The organism is Streptomyces malaysiensis subsp. malaysiensis (assembly GCF_040653035.1).
Classification (GTDB): domain Bacteria; phylum Actinomycetota; class Actinomycetes; order Streptomycetales; family Streptomycetaceae; genus Streptomyces; species Streptomyces malaysiensis.
The window spans coordinates 81485-102262 of sequence record NZ_JBEZNG010000001.1 but is presented as its reverse complement, the minus strand read 5'-3'; the positions used below and the strand labels follow the sequence as shown (position 1 = coordinate 102262).

General features: G+C 71.6%; 13 protein-coding genes. 9 read left to right on the top strand and 4 right to left on the bottom strand.

Annotation, left to right across the window (positions count from 1 at the left end; translation table 11 throughout):
• Positions 1–199: 199 nt before the first annotated feature.
• On the bottom strand, positions 200–1690 hold the full coding sequence (locus AB0E24_RS00450) for a M81 family metallopeptidase (protein ID WP_359374027.1): 1491 nt from the start codon (positions 1688–1690) through the stop codon (positions 200–202).
• A 128-nt stretch (positions 1691–1818) separates the two neighbouring features.
• On the opposite strand from AB0E24_RS00450, the gene AB0E24_RS00445 reads away from it, so the two are divergent.
• The 3 genes from AB0E24_RS00445 to AB0E24_RS00435 all read left to right on the top strand — a co-directional run bounded on the left by AB0E24_RS00445 (position 1819) and on the right by AB0E24_RS00435 (position 7737).
• A complete protein-coding gene (locus AB0E24_RS00445) occupies positions 1819–4143 on the top strand; it encodes an MMPL family transporter (RefSeq protein ID WP_359374024.1) in 2325 nt (774 codons plus the stop codon).
• Positions 4144–4259: 116 nt separating this feature from the next.
• A complete protein-coding gene (locus tag AB0E24_RS00440; protein WP_100806069.1) occupies positions 4260–4493 on the top strand; it encodes a hypothetical protein in 234 nt (77 codons plus the stop codon).
• 106 nt (positions 4494–4599) lie between these two features.
• Positions 4600–7737, top strand: coding sequence for a helix-turn-helix transcriptional regulator (locus AB0E24_RS00435; RefSeq protein ID WP_359374021.1), 3138 nt, complete (start codon positions 4600–4602; stop codon positions 7735–7737).
• Between the two features lie 144 nt (positions 7738–7881).
• On the opposite strand, the gene AB0E24_RS00430 is transcribed toward AB0E24_RS00435, so the two are convergent.
• The 3 genes from AB0E24_RS00430 to AB0E24_RS00420 form a co-directional block, all read right to left on the bottom strand.
• The gene (locus AB0E24_RS00430) at positions 7882–8058 is read right to left on the bottom strand and encodes a DUF6191 domain-containing protein (protein ID WP_167459942.1); all 177 of its coding nucleotides are present in this window, start codon (positions 8056–8058) and stop codon (positions 7882–7884) included.
• Between the two features lie 114 nt (positions 8059–8172).
• Positions 8173–9366 (bottom strand): PQQ-dependent sugar dehydrogenase, encoded by a 1194-nt coding sequence (locus AB0E24_RS00425; RefSeq protein ID WP_359374018.1) that lies wholly within the window; start codon positions 9364–9366, stop codon positions 8173–8175.
• 299 nt (positions 9367–9665) lie between these two features.
• On the bottom strand, positions 9666–10664 hold the full coding sequence (locus tag AB0E24_RS00420) for an aldo/keto reductase (RefSeq protein ID WP_102937206.1): 999 nt from the start codon (positions 10662–10664) through the stop codon (positions 9666–9668).
• Between the two features lie 76 nt (positions 10665–10740).
• Between AB0E24_RS00420 and AB0E24_RS00415 the strand changes: the two genes are divergently transcribed.
• The 6 genes from AB0E24_RS00415 to serA all read left to right on the top strand — a co-directional run bounded on the left by AB0E24_RS00415 (position 10741) and on the right by serA (position 20638).
• On the top strand, positions 10741–11739 hold the full coding sequence (locus AB0E24_RS00415; RefSeq protein ID WP_359374015.1) for a 2-hydroxyacid dehydrogenase: 999 nt from the start codon (positions 10741–10743) through the stop codon (positions 11737–11739).
• Between the two features lie 346 nt (positions 11740–12085).
• A complete protein-coding gene (locus tag AB0E24_RS00410; protein WP_069866557.1) occupies positions 12086–15001 on the top strand; it encodes a putative bifunctional diguanylate cyclase/phosphodiesterase in 2916 nt (971 codons plus the stop codon).
• A 225-nt stretch (positions 15002–15226) separates the two neighbouring features.
• Positions 15227–17077: an acetolactate synthase large subunit gene (locus AB0E24_RS00405; RefSeq protein ID WP_099015051.1), complete on the top strand. Its 1851-nt coding sequence runs from the start codon at positions 15227–15229 to the stop codon at positions 17075–17077.
• 33 nt (positions 17078–17110) lie between these two features.
• Positions 17111–17635, top strand: coding sequence for an acetolactate synthase small subunit (gene ilvN / locus AB0E24_RS00400; RefSeq protein ID WP_069866555.1), 525 nt, complete (start codon positions 17111–17113; stop codon positions 17633–17635).
• A 131-nt stretch (positions 17636–17766) separates the two neighbouring features.
• Positions 17767–18765, top strand: a complete 999-nt coding sequence (ilvC, locus tag AB0E24_RS00395; protein ID WP_069866553.1) for a ketol-acid reductoisomerase — start codon at positions 17767–17769, stop codon at positions 18763–18765.
• Between the two features lie 271 nt (positions 18766–19036).
• On the top strand, positions 19037–20638 hold the full coding sequence (serA, locus tag AB0E24_RS00390) for a phosphoglycerate dehydrogenase (RefSeq protein WP_069866551.1): 1602 nt from the start codon (positions 19037–19039) through the stop codon (positions 20636–20638).
• The last annotated feature ends 140 nt before the right edge of the window (positions 20639–20778 follow it).

Here is a 20778-nt window from a genome sequence, read left to right as displayed (position 1 = left end):
TGTTCGGGGCGGGCGGTGAGGGCGTGAACGTCTGCACCGGCGGGCTGTTTGCGATGGGCGCGGCGGCGCGGCGAGGTCGGGCGGAACGCCTCGGTGGCACCCTGGGCCATCCCGCCGGGGTCTGGGGCGGAGCCCCAGTTTTGGGAAGGGGCGGGTAGGGGGAAAGCCCGCCGCAGGCGCCACGACCCACCGGGCATCCCTAGAGCAGCAGCGGCTCCAGATGCGGGACCTCGAACCCCTCGTCGTCGAAGGGGTACAGCGGCCGTGCGATGCGCCGGTGGCCCAGGCGCGTCAGGTCCTGATCGACCCCGCCGGGGGTGAGCGCGAGCCGCCAGTCCGCCGCCAGGTCGTACAGCTCGGGCTCCAGATAGCCGATCTTGACGACGACGAGGTCATAGCCGCACGGGTCCAGCTCGCCGAAGTCGGCCCGGGTGTGGAACGGTTTGCGGCGGCTGGCCAGGATCACCGTGACGCCCCCGCGCCGCACCGCCGCGAGATCCCCGCCGACCGGGTCGTCCCGGCGCAGGGCGACGACTTCGCCGGTGAGGTCGTACGGCTCGGCGTGGTCCGCCGTCCCCCGGCTGATCCCGCCGCCCACGGACAGCCGGACCGTCGCGCCCGGCCCGGCGGCGAAGCACTCCGCGACCGCCGCCGGATCGGTGATCCCGGGGTGCAGGGCGGTGGCGCGGCCGGCGGCCAGATCCTCGTTGGCCAGCAGCCGCCCGAGCATATAGGCGAGGTCCCCGGCGCCTCCGGCCGTGGGATTGTCGCCGGAGTCGCTGATCAGGAAGGGGCGGGCACAGGAGGCGACCGCCTCGGCGATGCACTCGTCGGCGCCGCCGGTGGGGCCGACGAAGGCGAAGTCGTGGCGCACCTCCCAGTACTCGCGGGCCAGGGAGCGGGTCTGCTCGACCGCGAGCACGGGGTCGTCGCCGGTCACCACCACGGCCGCCCGGCAGCGCGGCTCGTCGGCCCAGGCGTAGCCCACCCACATCGCCGCGTCCACGACGCCGTCCATCGCCTCCACGGCGGCCAGCCGCCCGTACAGCGACTTGGCGGGCTCCAGACGGGTGCTGGTGCGCTCACCGGGCAGCAGCACCGGGATCTGCACCCAGGCCAGATGCGGACGGCCCCGGCCGGAGGCCAGCCGCTCCACCAGCTTGCGGGCGGCGCGCTCGCGGGTCTCCCAGGCGTCCTCGTGCGGGGCGAGACGGTGGGCGGTGATCAGATCGAGGCGGCCGGCGAAGCGGCGGGAGACATTGCCGTGCGGGTCCATGGCGGCGGAGATCAGCGCGTCGGGGCCGATCGCCTTCCGCACGGCGTCGGTGAGATCGCCCTCGGCGTCCTCCAGGCCCACCACGCTCATCGCGCCATGGATGTCGTACACCAGCCCGTCGAGCGGACCGGCCCGCCGCAGCCGCTCGATCAGCTCGCCCTTGATCCGGTCGTAGGTGGCGCGCTCGACCGGGCCGCCGGGGAGCGAGACGGCGTGCAGGAGGGGCACCCACTCGGCCCGCCCGGTCAGCTCGCCGTCCGGCCGGGTCCAGGCGTAGCGGTCCAGCAGCTCGGCGCCGCGGGTGACGCGGAAGTCGTCGTAGGCCGCGCGGTGCGGGCTGAAGGTGCTGGACTCGATGTGCATACCGCCGATGCCGATACGCGGGCGGCGGGCTCGGGACGCGGCTGGGGTCATGATCTCCCAATTCCCGCTCATTCATGTGGTGAAGCCCACAAAGGGGGCAAAGGATCTTTTCCGCCTGACAGAGTGCTTTGGGCACAAGCACATCACGCCGCCCCCGGCGCCCGACCCCGAAAGCAGCCATGGCCGCACTCGCCCGCTGGTGTCTCAGGCGCCGCGCCATCGTCATCGTGCTGTGGCTGGCCGCCTTCGCCGGGGTCGCCGCGGCGGCTGCCGTGACCGGCTCGGCGTACTCGAACAACTACGACATCCCCGGCACCGACTCCTCCAAGGCCACCGCCCTGATGGAGCAGCGGCTGCCGGAGCGGGCGGGGGACAGCGACACCATCGTCTGGCACACCGCGGACGGCGCGGGCACCGTGCGCGGGCCGGGGGTCGAGCGGCGGATGACGGAGGCGCTGCGGCAGGTCGCGGACCTGCCCGGGGTCGCCTCCGTGACCGGCCCGTACGGCGCCGACGACACCAGCCGGATCAGCGCCGACCAGCACACCGCCTACGCCACCGTGGTCTTCCGCGAACCCGCCGCCGATCTGGGCGGGGCGGAGGTGCGCCAGGTGCTCGACACGGTGCGCTCCGCCGCCTCCGGGGCCCGGGGCCTGGAGGTCGAGATGGGCGGTGAGGGCGCCTCGCTCACCGAGCGGACCGGACCCGCCCATCTGAGCGAGGCCATCGGGGTCGCGGTGGCCGCCGTGGTCCTCTTCCTCGCCTTCGGCTCGCTCGCGGCCACGCTGCTGCCGATCGCCACCGCGCTCATCGGCGTCGGCACCGCGTACGCGGCCATCGGGCTGCTCGGCCACGCCATGACGATCGCCGATTTCGCACCCATGCTCGGCATGCTGATCGGCCTCGGCGTGGGGATCGACTACGCGCTGTTCATCGTCACCCGGCACCGCAAGGGGCTGCGGCAGGGGCTGTCGGTCGAACGGGCCGCACAGCGCGCGGTGGCCACCTCGGGGCGCGCGGTGGTGTTCGCGGGCGCCACCGTGTGTCTCGCTCTCCTCGGCATGCTGGTCCTGCGGCTGTCCTTCCTCAACGGGGTGGCGGTCGCGGCGGCGCTCACCGTCGCCCTTACGGTCGCCGCGTCGCTCACCCTGCTGCCCGCGCTGCTGGGTCTGATCGGCATGCGGGCCCTGAGCAGGCGGGAGCGCAGACGGCTGGCCGAGCGGGGGCCGGAAGCCATATCGACCCAGGGGCTGTGCGCCCGCTGGGCGGTTCTCGTCGAGCGCCGCCCCAAGCTGCTGGGGGCGGCCGCGGCAGTTCTCATCGCGGTGCTCGCGCTCCCCACCTTCTCGCTCCACCTGGGCACCTCGGACCAGGGCAACGGCCCCTCGACCTCGACCACGAGACGGGCGTACGACCTGCTGGCCGACGGGTTCGGGCCAGGTTTCAACGGGCCGTTGACGCTTATGGGCAGCATCGACGGTGCCGACGACCGTATGGCCTTCACCAGACTGCCCGAGACCCTGCGCACCATCGACGGGGTGGCCTCGGTGAGCGCCGCGGACCTGGGCGGAGGCGGTGACACCGGCGTCATCACGGTCGTCCCCGAGACCGCACCGCAGTCGCGGGCCACCTCTGAACTCGTCGGACGTCTGCGCGCCCAGGTGCTGCCCCGGGCCGAGGAGGGCAGCTCACTGCGGGTCTATGTGGGCGGGCTGACCGCGGGCTACGACGACTTCGCCGCGGTGATCGTGAGCAAGTTGCCGCTGTTCGTCGGGGTGGTGGTGGCGCTGGGCTGTGTACTGCTGCTGCTCGCGTTCCGCAGCATCGGCATCCCGATCAAGGCGGCGGTCATGAATGTGGCCGCCGTCGCGTCGTCCTTCGGCGTGGTGGTCGCGATCTTCCAATGGGGCTGGGGGAGCGACCTGCTGGGGCTGGGCAGGGCGGGCCCGATCGAGCCCTTCCTGCCGGTGATCATGGTGTCGGTGCTCTTCGGACTCTCCATGGACTACCAGGTCTTCCTGGTCAGCCGGATGTACGAGGAGTGGCGGCGCACCCGTGACAACCGCACCGCGGTCCGGGTGGGGCTCGCCGAGACCAGCCGGGTCATCAACTCCGCGGCCGTCATCATGATCGCGGTCTTCTCGGCGTTCGTGCTCAGCGGTGACCGGATCATCGCGATGTTCGGCATCGGGCTGGCCGCGGCGGTCGCCCTGGACGCCTTTGTCCTCCGTACGCTCCTGGTGCCCGCGCTGATGCATCTGCTCGGAGGCGCCAACTGGTGGCTGCCGGGCTGGCTGGAGCGGCTGCTGCCGAGGATCAGCATCGAGGGGGAGGGCGACGGCACGGGCGGCGGCGGGGTCGGCGCGGAGGACGGCGCGGAGGGCGGTGCGGAGGGCGATGGCGACGGTTCGCCCTCCGGACCGGCGTCGGTGCCTGTGGCGCTGCCGGGGCAGGCCGTGAACGGGTCGGAACGGGCCGGTACGGCACGGTCACCGGTGTCCTAAGGACCCTCCTCGGGTCTCCTCAGGCTTTCTCGGCCATGCGCGCTGGGCGCCTAAGGCCCTGGCCGGGCGAAGATCGGGCAGCCTCCCGATGTGCCGGGCCCTTCCGGGCGACGAGAGTGGACGCATTCCACGAAATCCTCGTCACCAGGGAGAACGCCATGCTGCACCATGAGTTGCACCGCATCCGCGAGGCCGAACTGCTGCGGGAGGCCGCTGCTCAACGGCTGGTGCGGGAGGCGGCGCGGTCGCGCGGCGGCCGGTCGGCCGAGCATGAGGGCGGAGGGCGGGTGAGGCCGGTACGGCGGTGGCGTGGCCATCGCTCATCACGGTCGTACCGCACGGCGGCCTGACCGGGACCGGGCCGTGCCGCTCGTCATGGGGGCCGGGGCGGGAGCCGGAACCAGGGCCGGGGCGGGGGCCGGAAAAGCCGGTGCCGCGGTGTCAGGGCCCTGTGCGATGCTCGACGACGTGCACACCACGTCTGTCAGCCCGGTGTTCATCGGCCGTGCCCAGGAGTTGGCCACGCTCGAGGACGCGCTCGCCCGCGCCACCGCGGGCGAGCCGCAGGTGCTGCTGGTGGGCGGGGAGGCCGGGGTCGGCAAGACCCGGCTGATCGACGAGTTCCTGGCCTCGGCCGTGGCCGCGGGAGCCGTCGCGGCGGTCGGCGGCTGTGTGGAAATCGGCGCCGACGGGCTGCCGTTCGCGCCCGTGTCCACCGTGCTGCGCTCACTGCGCCGCAAGCTGGGCGGCGAGCTGGACGGGGCCGCCGCCGGGCAGGAGGGCGAGCTGGCCCGGCTGCTGCCCGAGCTGGGCGAGACCGCCCGCGCCTCCCACGACGAGGAGGGCAGGGCCCGGCTGTTCGAGCTCACCGTCCGGCTGCTGGAGCGGCTGGCCGCCGAGCGCACCCTCGTCGTCGCCATCGAGGATCTGCACTGGGCCGACCGCTCCACCCGGGAACTGCTCGGCTATCTCTTCCGCTCACTGCTCAGCGCCCGACTGCTGGTCGTGGCCACCTACCGCTCCGACGACATCCACCGCCGCCATCCGCTGCGCCCCTTCCTCGCCGAGGTGGACCGGATGCGCGAGGTGCGGCGCATCGAGCTGTCCCGCTTCACCCGGGTCGAGGTGCACGCCCAGCTCACCGGGATCAACGGAGCCGAGCCGGAGCGCGACCTGGTCGACCGGATCTTCAAGCGCAGCGACGGCAATGCCTTCTTCGTGGAGGAGATCGCCCGCTCGATCAACGAAGGGTGCCGCACCGGGCTCAGCGAATCCCTGCGCGATCTGCTGCTGGTGCGGGTCGAGGCACTGCCCGAGGAGGCCCAGCGTGTGGTGCGGATCCTCGCCGAGGGCGGCTCGTCCGTGGAGTACGAACTGCTGCGCGCGGTCGCCAGGCTGGGCGAGGACGAGCTGATCGACGCGTTGCGGGCGGCGGTCGGGGCGAACATCCTGCGTCCCACGGCCGACGACAGCGGCTACCGCTTCCGGCATTCGCTGGTGCGCGAGGCCGTGCGCGACGATCTGCTTCCCGGGGAGCGCTCCCGGCTCAACCGGCGCTTCGCCGAAGCCCTGGAGGCCGAGCCCGCGCTGGTGCGGGCCGATGAGCGGGCCGCCCGGCTGGCCAGCTACTGGTACCACGCACATGACCCCGCCAAGGCCCTGCCCGCCGTGCTCCAGGCATCCGTCGAGGCGCGGCGGCGGTACGCCCACGCGGAGCAGCTGCGGCTGCTGGAGCGGGCCCTGGAGCTGTGGGAGGACACCCCCAAGGAGATACGGGAGGCGCAGCGGCCCATGGACTACGCCGAGGTGTACCCCGCCTGCGGCTGTGCGGACCAGGCGCTGCGCCAGCTCGATCTGCTCGCCGAGGTGGTGGTGGCCGCGCATATGTCCGGGCAGTTGGAGCGGGCGCTGGCCATCAGCAAGCGGGCGCTGCGGACGCTGGACAGAAGTGGGCACGATCCCCTGCGCGCCGCCTGGTTCTGGACCCAGCGATGCAAGCTGATGGCGAGCCTGGCCCGCGGCGACGGCTGGGAGGAGCTGAGCCGCGCCCAGGAGCTGGTGCGCGGGCTGCCGCCGTCCCCCGTGCACGCCGAGGTCATGTCCCAGGTGGCGGGCTGGACGATGACCCACCGGCCCGGGCCCGAGGGCATGGCCGCCGCCGAACGTGCGGTGGAGCTGGCCCGTCTGGTCGGCGCGGAGAGCACCGAGCTGAACGCCCGGCTGACGCTGGCCTACTTCACCGTCGACTCGGGGGACATCGAACGCGGGCTGGCCGAGATGCGCGAGGTCTGTGGGCGGGCCGTGGCGCTCGGCGACATCAGCGTCCTGGGGCGGTGCTACGTCAATCTGACCTCGGCGCTGGAAGGGGTCGGCCGGTCGGCCGAGGCGGTGGAGACCGCCGAGGAGGGCGGCCGGATCCTGGACCGCGTCGGGCTGGTGGACTCAAGGGCCTGGCTGTTCGGGAACCTGGCCGAGTCGCTGTTCTCCCTGGGCCGCTGGGACGAGGCGGAGGCGGCGGCCCTGAAGACCCTGCGGCTCGCCCTGGGCACCAAACCGCGCGGCACCGCCGCCAACCGGCTCGCCAGGCTGGCGCTCGTGCGCGGCGACTGGGGCACGGCGGAGCGCGAGTCGGCCGCCACCCGGGAGCACTACGGCGCCCGCAATACCGAACCGCAGTACACCCTCAAGGTCGCCGGGCAGGCCATCGAACTCGCGGCGGCGCGCGGCCGGATCCTGGAGGTCCGGGCCCTGCTGGAGCAGGCCGTGGCGGCCGGATTCCCGCCCGGGATGCAGCGCTACCTCTGGCCGCTGCTGTGCGAGGCCGCCGCGGCCGAGTCGGCCGCGCGCGGACTGCCCACGGCCGAGCAGGGGCGGGGCGAGGCACTGGCCCGCCTCCGGGTCGCGGTGAAGCGGGTGCCGCAGCCGGTACCCGTATGGCGGGCCCACGCGGCCATGCTCCAGGCCGAACTGGAGCGTGCCGAGGGCCGGGACCGGCCCGCCCTCTGGGCCGAGGCCACGGCCGCCTTCGCCGCACTGGACCGCCCGTACCCACTGGCCCGCGCCCGTCACCGCTGGGCGGAGGCGCTGCTCGCCCCCGGCCGGGGCGCCGCACCGGCCCAGGCCGATCGCGAACACGCCGCCGAACTGCTCGCCCAGGCCCATGCCGTGGCCGACCGGCTGGGCGCCCGCCCGCTGCGCGAGGAGATCGAGCTGCTGGCCCGGCGCGCCCGACTGCCCCTGGCCTCCGCCGCGACCCGCGCCGCGCTCGACGCGTCCCCGCCTCACACCCCCGCACTGCCCCCGGCTCCGGGCACCTCGGCCGCCGCCTCCGAGCCTGCCGAGCCCGACCATCCGGCCGATCCGGCCGAGGAGCTGGGGCTGACACCCCGGGAGCGGGATGTGCTGCGGCTGGTCGCCGCTGGCCGCAGCAATCGCCAGATCGCCGAGGAGCTCTTCATCTCGCCCAAGACGGCGAGCGTCCATGTCTCCAACATCCTGGCCAAGCTGCGCGTCTCGGGCCGCACCGAGGCCGCCGCCGTGGCCCACCGCCTCCGCCTGGTCGACGGCCTGACCGACGGCACGCCAGCGCGCTGAGAAAGCCACGGGCAACGGGGCGCGCTCGCGGGACGGGGGCGCTGACAGGACCGGGGCAGGCGCCGATGGCTCCGGGGCCGTGGCGTTCAGGCAGGACACACGCGACCGTCGGCAGGACCCGTGGCGCACCAACCCGCTGCCGGATCAGCCCTCGGCGTCCCCTTCGCGGGGGCGGATCACCACCCGGCCCGAGTCAAGGTCTATAGGGCCCTTTCCCGGGTCGCTGCTGCCGGTCTCGTCGAGCGTGATCTCCAGCCGGTTGCGCTCTTCCTCGGTGTGCTTGCGACCGGGCGCGAAGAGCTCCTCGATGAGGTTGAACATGACGACCCCCGTAGGCGTGCGACTGGTGCCAGTCTAGGCACACCCGTCACAGAACGGGCACGCCGCGACATGTCGGCCGAACTCGGCGGCATGAGTGACCCGTTCGACCTCCGCTCAGCGGACCTCCAGCCGCAGGATCCGATCGTCCTGCCGATCAGGCCGACCGCGCCCATCGGTATTGCTCGTCGCCAGCCATAGCCCTCCGTCGTCCGCGGCGGCCACGCTGCGCAGCCGTCCGTACTTCCCGTCCAGGAACGACTGGGGCTTCGCCACCGGCTTGGCGCCCTTCAGCGGAATGCGCCACAGCCGCTCACCGCGCAGCCCGGCCATCCAGATCGAGCCCTTGGCGAAGGCGATTCCGCTCGGCGAGGCATCCTTGGGCTTCCACTGCTCGACCGGATCGGCAAAGCCCTTCTTATCGGCCTTGCCCTCGGCCTCCGGCCAGCCGTAGTTCTTGCCCGGCTGGATCTGATTGAGCTCGTCCCAGGTGTCCTGGCCGAACTCGGAGGCCCATAGCCGCTTGTCCGCGTCCCAGGCCAGGCCCTGCACATTGCGGTGACCCCAGGAGTAGACGACCGATTTAGCGTCCGGATTGCGGGGTGCGGGCTCCCCTTCCGGGGTCATCCGCAGGATCTTGCCGCCGAAGGAGTCCATGTCCTGGGCGAGCCCGCCGTCGCCGTTCTCTCCCGTGCCCGCGTAGAGCATTTTGTCGGGGCCGAAGGCGATTCGGCCCCCGTTGTGGATCGTGCCCTTGGGGATGCCCTTGAAGAGGGTGTCCGGGGCGCCCAGCTGATCGCCCGCGGGGCGCCTGTCGTCGTACACCATCCGGGCGATGCGGTTGTCCGAATCCGTGGTGAAGTACGCATAGACCATATGGTCCGAGCCGAAGTCGGAGGAGACCGCCAGGCCCAGCAGCCCGCCCTCACCGGAGGCGGAGACGCCCGGGACGGATCCCAGCTCGGTCTTCTTCCCCGTGTCCGCCGAGATCTTGAAGATCTTTCCGGTGTCGCGCGAGGAGACCAGCAGATCCCCGCCGGGCAGCGGTGCGAGCCCCCAGGGGGACTTCAGCTTCGTGGTGAGTGTGCGCACCACTTTCACCGAGCCCTTCGCGGGCGCCGCGGACTCCTTCGGCGAGGGCGCACCCGACGACGAGCCCCCGCCGTCCGGCTTCGTGGGCGAGGACGACCGGCCGCCCGGTCTGATGATGCTGTCGCCGTCGGACGAGCAGCCCGCCATGAGCAACACGGCAGCGGCGGCGGCGAGAACAGAGGTGACGCGAGGACGTCGCACGGTCGGATTCCTCTCCATGGGCACGTGTGCCGCGGCACGGCACTGATTCTTATACACCGCGGCCCCGCGCCGGGTTCCCATCCCCGAACCACGCCCGGACCAGGGTCCGAACGAGCACCGACCCCAGACCCCCGACCCCAGAGCCCCGACCCCCGACCCTCAGCCCCCGGCCGTCCGCGAACCGGTGACCGCGCCCGCCCGCCCGAGCATCGCCGACCGCGCCGAGCCCACGATCCGACCCCGCCCCGGTGACTCGCCTCGCGACTCGCCTCGCCACTCGCCCCGGCGACCCGCCCCGCCCGTCCGCACGCGGCCCCTCAGTCCCACGACCCCCGCGCCGGCGGCAGCTCCGCGATCTCCGCGAGGTCCTCGTGCGAGAGCGGCAGATCGGCCGCCGCGCAGTTCTCCGCCGCCCACCGCTCCCGCTTCGTCCCCGGCACCGGAACCACATGCGGCCCCTGCGCCAGCAGCCAGGCGAGGGCCACCTGCGCCGGGGTCACGCCGTCCCCGTGCCGCCGGGCGACCCGTCGCAGACCGGCCACGATCGGCTGGTTCGCGGCCATCATCTCCGCCGTGAACCGCGGATGCCGGGCCCTCATGTCGTCCGGTTCGAAGCCCTGCCCCGGGGTCAGCGTGCCGCTCAGGAAGCCGTTGCCCAGCGGCATCGCCGCCAGGAAGCCCACCCCGCGCGAGGCGCACCACGGCACCAGCGCCTCCAGCGCGTCGGGTGACCACACCGACAGCTCCGCCTGTACACAGCTGACCGGAAAGACCTGCTGGACCCGCTCCAGCTGGCGCACCGTGGCGTCGTGCATCCGGGCGCCCGTCCTCCGCTGTGCCCGCGCGCCCACCGCGCACAGCCCCAGCGCCCGCACCTTCCCGGCCGCGACCAATTCCGCCATCGCGCCCCAGGTCTCCTCTATGGGCACCTCCGGGTCGGCCCGGTGCAGTTGGTAGAGGTCGATCACATCGGTCTGGAGGCGGCGCAGCGAGGCGTCGCAGGCCCGCTTCACATAGCCGGGCCGTCCATTGGCCACGATGTGCTGCTCGCCCACCAGCAGTCCGCATTTGGTGGACACGAAGGCGTCCGCCCGCCGTTCCTTGAGCACCCGCCCCACCAGCAGCTCATTGGTGAAGGGGCCGTACATGTCGGCGGTGTCCAGCAGGCTCGCGCCCGAGTCGAGCGCGGTGTGCACGGTGCGCACCGAGTGCTCCCCACTGCGCTGCGAAGCGGTGTACGCCCAGCTCATCGGCATACATCCAAGGCCGATCGCACCTACTTCGAGCGCCGCCGCTCCGATTCTCCTGCGCTCCACCTGGCCTGACCCCTCCCCTTCCCTCGGACCCCAAACTAACCTCTGCCAACGGTCGGTGATCGCATAGCCTCCTGGCATGAGTGCAGATCACAGCGATACGTTCCGCCACCACGATTCGACTCACGGTTCATCCGAAGTGCGTGACCTGGTGTGGCTGCCCATCCCGCCCGAGGAGATCGACGGCCTCCCCGACACCCTCGAGTACGCCCACTGGGACGGCGGCCCCGACTTCCCCACCGACCCGGCGCGCTGCGCGTTCTACTGCGTCCCCTACATGAAGCCGCCGCAGGTGTGCACCCGCCCGCTGCCCGCCATGGCCAACCTGCGGGTGGTGCAGACCCTGACCGCCGGAATAGACCACATCAAGCCCGCGCTGGCGGACCTCGTCCCCGGAGTGCGGCTGTGCAACGCACGCGGGGTGCACGACGCGAGCACCGCCGAACTCGCCCTCACCCTCATCCTGGCATCGCTGCGCGGCATTCCCGACTTCGTCCGGGGCCAGGACGCCGAGGAGTGGCGCTCCGGCTTCCGTCCCGCCCTCGCCGACAAGTCCGTACTGATCGTCGGTTACGGGGCCATCGGCAGCGCGATCGAGGATCGGCTTGTCCCCTTTGAGTGTGAGCGTGTGATGCGCGTCGCACGCTCCCCGCGCACGACCGAGCGCGGCCCGGTGCATCCGATCGCTGAACTGCCCCAATTGCTTCCGGACGCCGATGTGGTGGTGCTGGTCACCCCGCTCACCGAGGACACCCGGGGTCTGGCCGGGGCGGAGTTCCTGTCCCGGATGAAGGACGGGGCGCTGCTGGTGAATGTCGCCCGTGGTGGGGTCGTGGACACCAAGGCCCTGCTCAGCGAGGTGGAGTCGGGCCGGCTGCGGGCCGCGCTCGATGTCACCGACCCCGAACCACTGCCCACCGGGCATCCGCTGTGGCACGCTCCAGGGGTGCTCATCTCCCCGCATGTGGGCGGCCCCACGTCGGCCTTCCTCCCGCGTGCGAAGCGGCTGTTGAGGGATCAGCTGATCCGCTACGCGCGCGGCGAGTCGCTGGCACATCTCGTCGCCACGACGGGGTAGACATGCCTCTGGCACCACATACAGGCACCGATTGACTCCACTCCGTATATACAACGCCGTAGTCGGTTACGGTCCGTAGATGGCCTATGTCCCTGAGTGACCAGTCTGGTGTATCGTCCCGAGCGGGGGCTGCGCCACTGACCTGACGGCGTCAGCGACGGACCGGAACTCGAGGGGGGCGACGGGCGATGTATGGCCGATGGACCGACAACCCGACGCAGCTCAGGCGTCGACCGCGACACTTCCGCGCAGCCGCGCGGTTCTCCAACTCGACGAGGCCCGCGGGGATACCGCTTCCGGGGTCCCCGCGGCGTCAGTGGTCCGCCACGCAGTGGATGGCAGTCCAGTGAGCGCCACGGGAGCGGTGCTCGCCCGGCCGTCGGTCTCCGGCGGCGCCGGGCTGTTGCCGCAAGTGGTCCTCGCCCTGGTCTGCGGCGGTTACGCGGCCGGTGCGATCGTCGGCTGGGGATCGTCCCGACTGGCCCTTGTCATGGGTGACTTCGGGCTGAGCGCCGCCGCGTTCGCCGCCGCGGCGTCCTGTCTGTGGCACGGCCGCGGGCACGCCGGGCGGCTGCGCCCGGCCTGGCTGCTGTTCGCCGCCTCCTCGGCCATGGCCGGGCTGGGGAACGCCGTATGGGGCTGGTACGAGGTGGTGCTCGGCCGCCCCGTGCCGACCCCCTCGGTCGCCGACTTCTGCTTCCTGCTGTTCGCCCCGCCCGCCATCGTCGGGATGCTGGTGCTCGCCAAGCGCCCCACGAGCCGGGCCCGGTGGATCTGTCTGGGGCTGGACGCCTGGCTGATCGCCGGATCGCTGGTGACCCTCTCCTGGAGCCTCGCGCTCGCCCACACCGGCCAGTTCGGCGGGAACGGCGCCTTCGTGGCCCGCGGGGCCCTGGCGCTCGCCTATCCGCTGCTGGACATCGTGCTCGTCAGCATGGTGATCGTGCTCCACTTCCGGCGTTCGTCGGGCAACCGCTCCGCGATCAACACCGCGATCGCCGCCTTCGCGCTCACCGTGCTGTGCGACGCGCTGTTCACCTCGCCGCTGCTGCGTGAGCACTACCGCTCCGGGCAGATACTCGACGCCGGGTGGTTCGCCGGTTCCGCGCTGCTGGCGTACGCCCCGTGGGTCGCCCGCCGCGAGGCCGCCCAGAACCCGCCGCCGACGCGCCGCTCCACGCAGCAGCAGAGCGCCCCCATCGCGGGCTCGCTCGCCGCCCTCGCGCCCTATCTCGCCGCCGCTGTCTGCACCTTGGGGGTCCTGTTCAACGTGATGGACGGCCGGCCGATCGACGGGGTGGTGCTCCTCACCGCCTGCGCGGTCGTGCTCGCGCTCGTCGTCCGACAAGCGATCATGCTGATGGACAACATCAGGCTCACCCAGGAACTCGCCCAGAAGGAGAGCCACTTCCGCTCCCTGGTGCAGAGCTCCAGCGATGTGATCATGATTGCCGCGCCCACCGGGATCCTGCGCTATGTCAGCCCGGCCGCCTCCGGGGTCTACGGCCGCGAGGCGGAGGAGCTGGAGGGCTCCGAGCTGGCCTCCCTGATCCACCCCGAGGACCTCGGCTCGGTGGTCCACGAGGTCCGCCGGTTCCTGGCCGCCCCGCCGGGCGAGGAGCCCACCACGCGCATCGAATGCCGCTTCCGCTCCGGCTCCGGCGACTGGCTCAACGTGGAGTCGACGATCAACCGCCACCACGGTGGGCTGATCTTCAACAGCCGCGATGTCACCGAGCGGGTCCGGCTCCAGGCCCAGCTCCAGCACAACGCCGAGCACGACCCGCTCACCGATCTGCCCAACCGCGCCCTGTTCACCCGGCGGGTCCGGCACGCCGTCGCCGGCCGCCGCCGTACGGACGCCGGCACCGCCGTGCTCTTCATCGACCTCGACGGCTTCAAGGCGGTCAACGACACCGTCGGCCACCACGCCGGTGACGAGCTGCTGGTCCAGGCCGCCCGCCGGCTCCAGGAGTCCGTGCGGTCCGGGTCCGGCGACTGCGCGGCCCGGCTCGGGGGCGACGAGTTCGCCGCCCTCATCGTCGGCGACGGAGTGGGGGAGGCGGGCACCCGCGAGCAGCGCATCATGGAGATCGCCGACCGGCTGCGGCTGCGGCTCTCCCAGCCCTACCGGGTCGAGGGCGGCACCGAGGTCCGCGTGGCCGCCAGCATCGGCGTCGCCTTCGCCGAGCCCGGCACCAGCCCCGGCGCCCTGATGCGCAACGCCGACCTGGCGATGTACCGCGCCAAGGCCGCGGGCAAGAACCGCGTGGAGCTGTACGCACCGCAGATGCAGGCCGAGGTGGCGCGCCGCGCCGAGGTCGCCACCAGATTGCGCGCCGCCCTGCACGACGGGGAGTTCGTGCTGCTGCACCAGCCCGTCGTCGAGCTGGCCAGCGGCCGGATCACCGCGGTCGCGGCGCAGGCCCGCTGGCGCTCGGCCCAGGGCATCCTGTTCACCCCCGCCGAGTTCCTCCGGGTCGCCGACAACGGCCGTGGCGGCGGTGAGGACACGGCCCGTACCGCCGAGCTGTCCCGCTGGATGCTGGAGGCGGCCGTCGAGCAGGCCGCCCAGCGGCGCCGGGACGGCCATCCGGTACCCGTCTGCGTCCGGCTCCCCGCGAGCCGGCTGGTGGACAAGTCGATGCCGCCCAAGGCCGTGGAGACCCTGCTGGCCCGCCATGGGCTGCCGTCCGGGGCGCTGATCCTGGAGCTCACCGACAGCGATCCACGGGTGCCGCTGGACGAGCTGGAGCACCGCCTCGGCGCGCTGCGCCGCCTGGGGGTGCGGATCGCCCTCGACGGCTTCGGCAGCGGCTATGCCGCGATCAGGGCGCTGCGCAGGCTCCCCATCGATGTGCTGAAACTGGACCCCGGACTGGTCGAGGGAGTGGTCGAGTCCTCACGGCTCCACAAGATCACCGCAGGGCTGCTGCGGATCGCCGGCGACCTGGGAATGCAGTCCATCGCGGAGGGGGTGGAATTGCCCGAGCAGATCGTCACCCTGCGCGGCATGGGATGCACCCATGCCCAGGGCCCCGCCTTCAGCGGGCCGCTCGATGAGCACCGGCTGCGCCGGGCGCTGCTGCGCGGCGGCTATCCCGTGCCGCGCCCGGAGCCCCCGCTGCTGGTCGGCGGCGCCCTGCCGATCCGGCACGGCGGTCATGTCGGGCACGGCGGCTCCCACGGGCCACGCCGTACGGAGCCGCACACCCACCCGCCGACCCGCTCAAATACTGAGACGCCCGTCCCACCCACTTGACACCCGATATGCGCCGGGGGGAGGGTCGGAGCCATGCGCACCCGAATTCTCGTACTTGGACAGCGCGTCGGCTGAGCAGGGCTCATCGAAGCCCTGCGGACCCTCACCGGCGCGCTCCCCTCGCTTGCCTTACGGCACGAGGGGTTTTTTGTTGCACCGGCACCTGGTGCACCGCCCCCGCCCTCCCCACCAGCACCGAACCTCATCTTCGAGAAGAGAATGCCGATGACCGAGCAGGCCCCCGGGTCCCATCACCCCCAGCCTCGGCCCCGTAGCGGCGGACCGCAGTCCGCCCCCGTCGAGCACGTCACGGGCGCGCAGTCCCTCATCCGCTCGCTCGAGGAGGTGGGTGCCGACACCGTCTTCGGCATCCCCGGCGGCACGATCCTCCCCGCTTACGACCCGATGATGGACTCCTCGAAGGTCCGGCATGTGCTAGTCCGCCATGAGCAGGGCGCGGGCCACGCCGCCACCGGCTACGCCCAGGCCACCGGCAGGGTCGGCGTCTGCATGGCGACCTCGGGCCCCGGGGCCACCAACCTGGTCACCCCCATCGGCGACGCCCATATGGACTCGGTCCCGATCGTCGCGATCACCGGCCAGGTGGCCTCCAAGGCCATCGGCACGGACGCCTTCCAGGAGGCGGACATCTGCGGCATCACCATGCCGATCACCAAGCACAACTTCCTGGTCACCAAGGCCGAGGACATCCCCCGCACGATCGCCGAGGCGTTCCACATCGCCTCCACCGGCCGCCCCGGCCCGGTGCTGGTCGACATCCCCAAGGACGTGCTCCAGGCGCGGACCACCTTCTCCTGGCCGCCGCAGATCGATCTGCCCGGCTACCGCCCGGTCACCAAGCCGCACGCCAAGCAGATCCGCGAGGCCGCCCGCCTGATCACCCAGGCCGAGCGCCCGGTGCTGTACGTCGGCGGCGGCGTGATCAAGGCCCAGGCCACCGCCGAGCTGAAGGTGCTGGCCGAGCTGACCGGCGCGCCGGTCACCACCACCCTGATGGCGCTGGGCGCCTTCCCCGACAGCCACCACCTCCACCTCGGCATGCCGGGCATGCACGGCACCGTCGCCGCCGTGACGGCCCTCCAGAAGGCCGATCTGATCGTGGCGCTCGGCGCCCGTTTCGACGACCGCGTCACCGGCAAGCTGGATTCCTTCGCCCCCTTCGCCAAGATCGTCCACGCGGATATCGACCCGGCCGAGATCGGCAAGAACCGCGCCGCCGACGTGCCCATCGTCGGGGACGCCCGCGAGGTCCTCGCGGACCTGGTCGTCGCCGTCCAGGCCGAGCACGACGCGGGCCGCGCGGGTGACTACACCGGCTGGTGGGAGGACCTGAACCGGTGGCGGGAGACCTATCCGCTCGGCTACGACCAGCCCACCGACGGCAGCCTCTCCCCGCAGCAGGTGATCCAGCGGATCGGGCAGCTGGCCCCGGAGGACACGATCTTCGCCGCGGGTGTCGGCCAGCACCAGATGTGGGCGGCCCACTTCATCGACTACGAGACCCCCGCCACCTGGCTGAACTCGGGTGGCGCCGGCACCATGGGCTACGCCGTGCCGGCCGCCATGGGCGCCAAGGCCGGTGCCGGGGGCCGTACGGTCTGGGCGATCGACGGCGACGGCTGCTTCCAGATGACCAACCAGGAGCTGGCCACCTGCGCGCTGAACAACATCCCGATCAAGGTCGCGATCATCAACAACGGCGCGCTGGGCATGGTCCGCCAGTGGCAGACCCTCTTCTACAACCAGCGCTACTCCAACACGGTCCTGCACTCGGGCCCGGACACCCCCGTCCAGCGGAACCTGGGCACCCGCGTCCCCGACTTCGTGAAGCTCTCGGAGGCCATGGGCTGTGTCGGGCTGCGCTGCGAGGACCCGGCCGACCTCGACGCCGTGATCGAGAAGGCCAACGCGATCAACGACCGCCCGGTGGTCGTGGACTTCATCGTCCATGAGGACGCCATGGTCTGGCCGATGGTCGCGGCCGGCACCTCCAACGACGAGATCCTGGCGGCGCGCGACACCCGCCCGGACTTCGGCGACGGCGAAGACGACTGAGGCCAGGACCGAGAGAGAAGAGAGACCGAGCCCATGTCCAAGCACACGCTCTCCGTCCTGGTGGAGAACACCCCCGGTATCCTGGCCCGGATCGCCGCCCTGTTCTCCCGCCGCGGCTTCAACATCGACTCGCTGGCCGTCGGCGTCACCGAGCACCCCGACATCTCCCGGATCACCATCGTGGTCAATGTCGAGGAGCTGCCGCTCGAGCAGGTCACCAAGCAGCTCAACAAGCTGGTCAATGTGTTGAAGATCGTCGAGCTGGAGGACGGCCACGCGATCCAGCGGGAGCTCGTGCTGGTGAAGGTCCGCGCCGACAACGAGACCCGCTCCCAGATCGTCGAGATCGTCCAGCTGTTCCGCGCCAAGACCGTGGACGTCTCCCCGGAGGCCGTGACCATCGAGGCCACCGGCAGCAGTGACAAGCTGGAGGCCATGCTCAGGATGCTGGAACCGTACGGCATCAAGGAGCTGGTCCAGTCCGGCACCATCGCCATAGGGCGTGGCGCCCGCTCCATCACCGACCGGAGCCTGCGCTCGCTCGACCGGTCCGCCTGACCCCGCCCGACCAGCGTGGCCGAGGTCCGGCGCCACCCCGCGCGCCGGACCGTATGGCGAGACCCCGAAACCTTCACCCGCCCGCCCGTCATACGGTGGGAAGCACAACCCACACACGAGGAGTTCCCGAAGTGGCCGAGCTGTTCTACGACGACGACGCCGACCTGTCCATCATCCAGGGCCGTAAGGTCGCCATCCTTGGCTACGGCAGCCAGGGTCACGCCCACGCGCTGTCGCTGCGCGACTCGGGCGTCGACGTCCGGGTCGGTCTGCACGAGGGCTCCAAGTCCAAGGCCAAGGCCGAGGAGCAGGGTCTGCGCGTGGTCACCCCGGCCGAGGCGTCCGCCGAGGCCGACGTGATCATGATCCTGGTCCCGGACCCGATCCAGGCCAAGGTCTACGCGGAGTCCGTGAAGGACAACCTGAAGGACGGCGACGCGCTGTTCTTCGGGCACGGTCTCAACATCCGGTTCGACTTCATCAAGCCCCCGGCCAATGTGGACGTCTGCATGGTCGCCCCCAAGGGCCCGGGCCACCTGGTCCGCCGCCAGTACGAGGAGGGCCGCGGCGTGCCGTGCATCGTGGCCGTCGAGCAGGACGCCAGCGGCAATGGCTTCCCGCTGGCCCTGTCGTACGCCAAGGGCATCGGCGGCACCCGCGCCGGTGTCATCAAGACCACCTTCACCGAGGAGACCGAGACCGACCTCTTCGGTGAGCAGGCGGTGCTGTGCGGCGGCACCTCGGCGCTGGTCAAGGCCGGGTTCGAGACCCTGGTCGAGGCCGGCTACCAGCCCGAGATCGCGTACTTCGAGTGCCTCCACGAGCTCAAGCTGATCGTGGACCTGATGTATGAGGGCGGCCTGGAGAAGATGCGCTGGTCGATCTCCGAGACCGCCGAGTGGGGCGACTACGTCTCCGGTCCGCGGATCATCAACGACTCCACCAAGGCCGAGATGAAGAAGATCCTCGGCGAGATCCAGGACGGCACCTTCGCCAAGAACTGGATGGCGGAGTACAACGCCGGTCTGCCGAAGTACAACGAGCTGAAGAAGGCCGACGAGAACCACCTGCTGGAGACCACGGGCAAGGAGCTGCGCAAGCTCATGAGCTGGGTCGACGAGGAGGCGTAACCGCGCCTGGTGGCGCGCGGGCCGTGCCCCGGGTGCGGCGGGGGTCCGTCGACCCCCGCCGCACCCGGTTCGCGCTTTGTCCATCGCGCACCACCACGTGCGGGTGATCCTGCCGCAACGGCACATGACGAAGGCCCGACCGCCACTACACTCATCAGCAGCAAGCGCGTCAGGCTCACAGCGTCGTGCGTCTTCCACGCGGCTGACCCCTTCACCGCCAGCGGCCGTCGGGACGGCCGTCCGCTGAGGACTAGTGAGGACTGAAGACCACGTGAGCACTGCTTCCACTGGTAAGCCCGTCGTACTCATCGCCGAAGAGCTCTCTCCGGCGACGGTCGACGCCCTGGGCCCGGATTTCGAGATCCGGCACTGCAACGGGGCGGACCGAGCCGAGCTCCTTCCCGCCCTCGCCGATGTGGACGCGATCCTCGTCCGCAGCGCGACCAAGGTGGACGCCGAGGCCATCGCCGCCGCGAAGAAGCTGAAGGTGGTCGCTCGCGCGGGCGTCGGCCTGGACAATGTCGACGTATCGGCCGCCACCAAGGCGGGCGTCATGGTCGTCAACGCGCCGACGTCCAACATCGTCACCGCCGCCGAGCTCGCCTGCGGTCTGCTGGTGGCCACGGCCCGTAACATCCCGCAGGCCAATGCCGCGCTGAAGAACGGCGAGTGGAAGCGCAGCAAGTACACCGGTGTGGAGCTGAGCGAGAAGACCCTCGGCGTCGTCGGCCTCGGCCGCATCGGCGTCCTGGTGGCCCAGCGGATGTCCGCCTTCGGCATGAAGGTCGTCGCGTACGACCCGTATGTGCAGCCCGCGCGGGCCGCCCAGATGGGTGTGAAGCTGCTTTCGCTGGACGAGCTGCTCGAGGTCTCCGACTTCATCACGGTCCACCTCCCCAAGACCCCCGAGACCCTCGGCCTGATCGGCGACGAGGCGCTGCGCAAGGTCAAGCCCGACGTCCGGATCGTCAACGCCGCGCGCGGCGGGATCGTGGACGAGGTGGCGCTGGCCGCCGCCCTCAAGGAGGGCCGGGTGGCCGGAGCCGGGCTGGATGTCTTCTCCCAGGAGCCGTGCACCGAGTCCCCGCTGTTCGAGTTCGACAATGTGGTGGTCACCCCGCATCTGGGCGCCTCCACCGGTGAGGCCCAGGAGAAGGCGGGGATCGCCGTCGCCCGTTCGGTGCGGCTGGCGCTCGCCGGTGAGCTGGTCCCGGACGCGGTGAACGTCCAGGGTGGCGTCATCGCCGAGGAGGTGCGGCCCGGGCTGCCGCTGGCCGAGAAGCTGGGGCGGATCTTCACCGCGCTGGCGAGTGAGGTCGCGGTCCGCCTCGATGTCGAGGTGTACGGCGAGATCACCCAGCATGACGTCAAGGTGCTGGAGCTTTCGGCGCTCAAGGGCGTCTTCGAGGACATCGTCGACGAGACCGTCTCGTATGTGAACGCTCCGCTGTTCGCGCAGGAGCGCGGTGTCGAGGTGCGGCTGACCACCAGCTCGGAGTCGACCGAGCACCGCAATGTGGTGATCGTGCGCGGCACCCTGTCGGACGGCGAGGAGGTCTCGATCTCCGGCACGCTGGCCGGCCCCAAGCACCAGCAGAAGATCGTCGCGGTCGGGGAGTACGACGTGGATCTGGCGCTCGCCGACCACATGGCCTTCCTCCGCTACACCGACCGCCCCGGTGTGGTCGGCACGCTCGGCCGCATCCTGGGCGAGGCGGGTATCAACATCGCGGGGATGCAGGTCTCGCGGGCGGCGGCGGGCGGTGCCGCTCTGGTGGCGCTCACGGTGGACGACACCATTCCGCAGCCCGTGCTCACCGAGATCGCCGAGGAGATCGGCGCCTCCTCGGCCCGCTCGGTCAATCTGGTCTGAGCCGCGTAGGCAATCACCCATCTGGGCCCGGTCCCCGCTTCGGCGGGGGCCGGGCCCAGATCGTTGTGCGGCCTGGGCGACAGCTGTGCCGAAGGGGTTCCGGATCTTTTTCATCATGTGTTGAATAATGGATGTCGGCT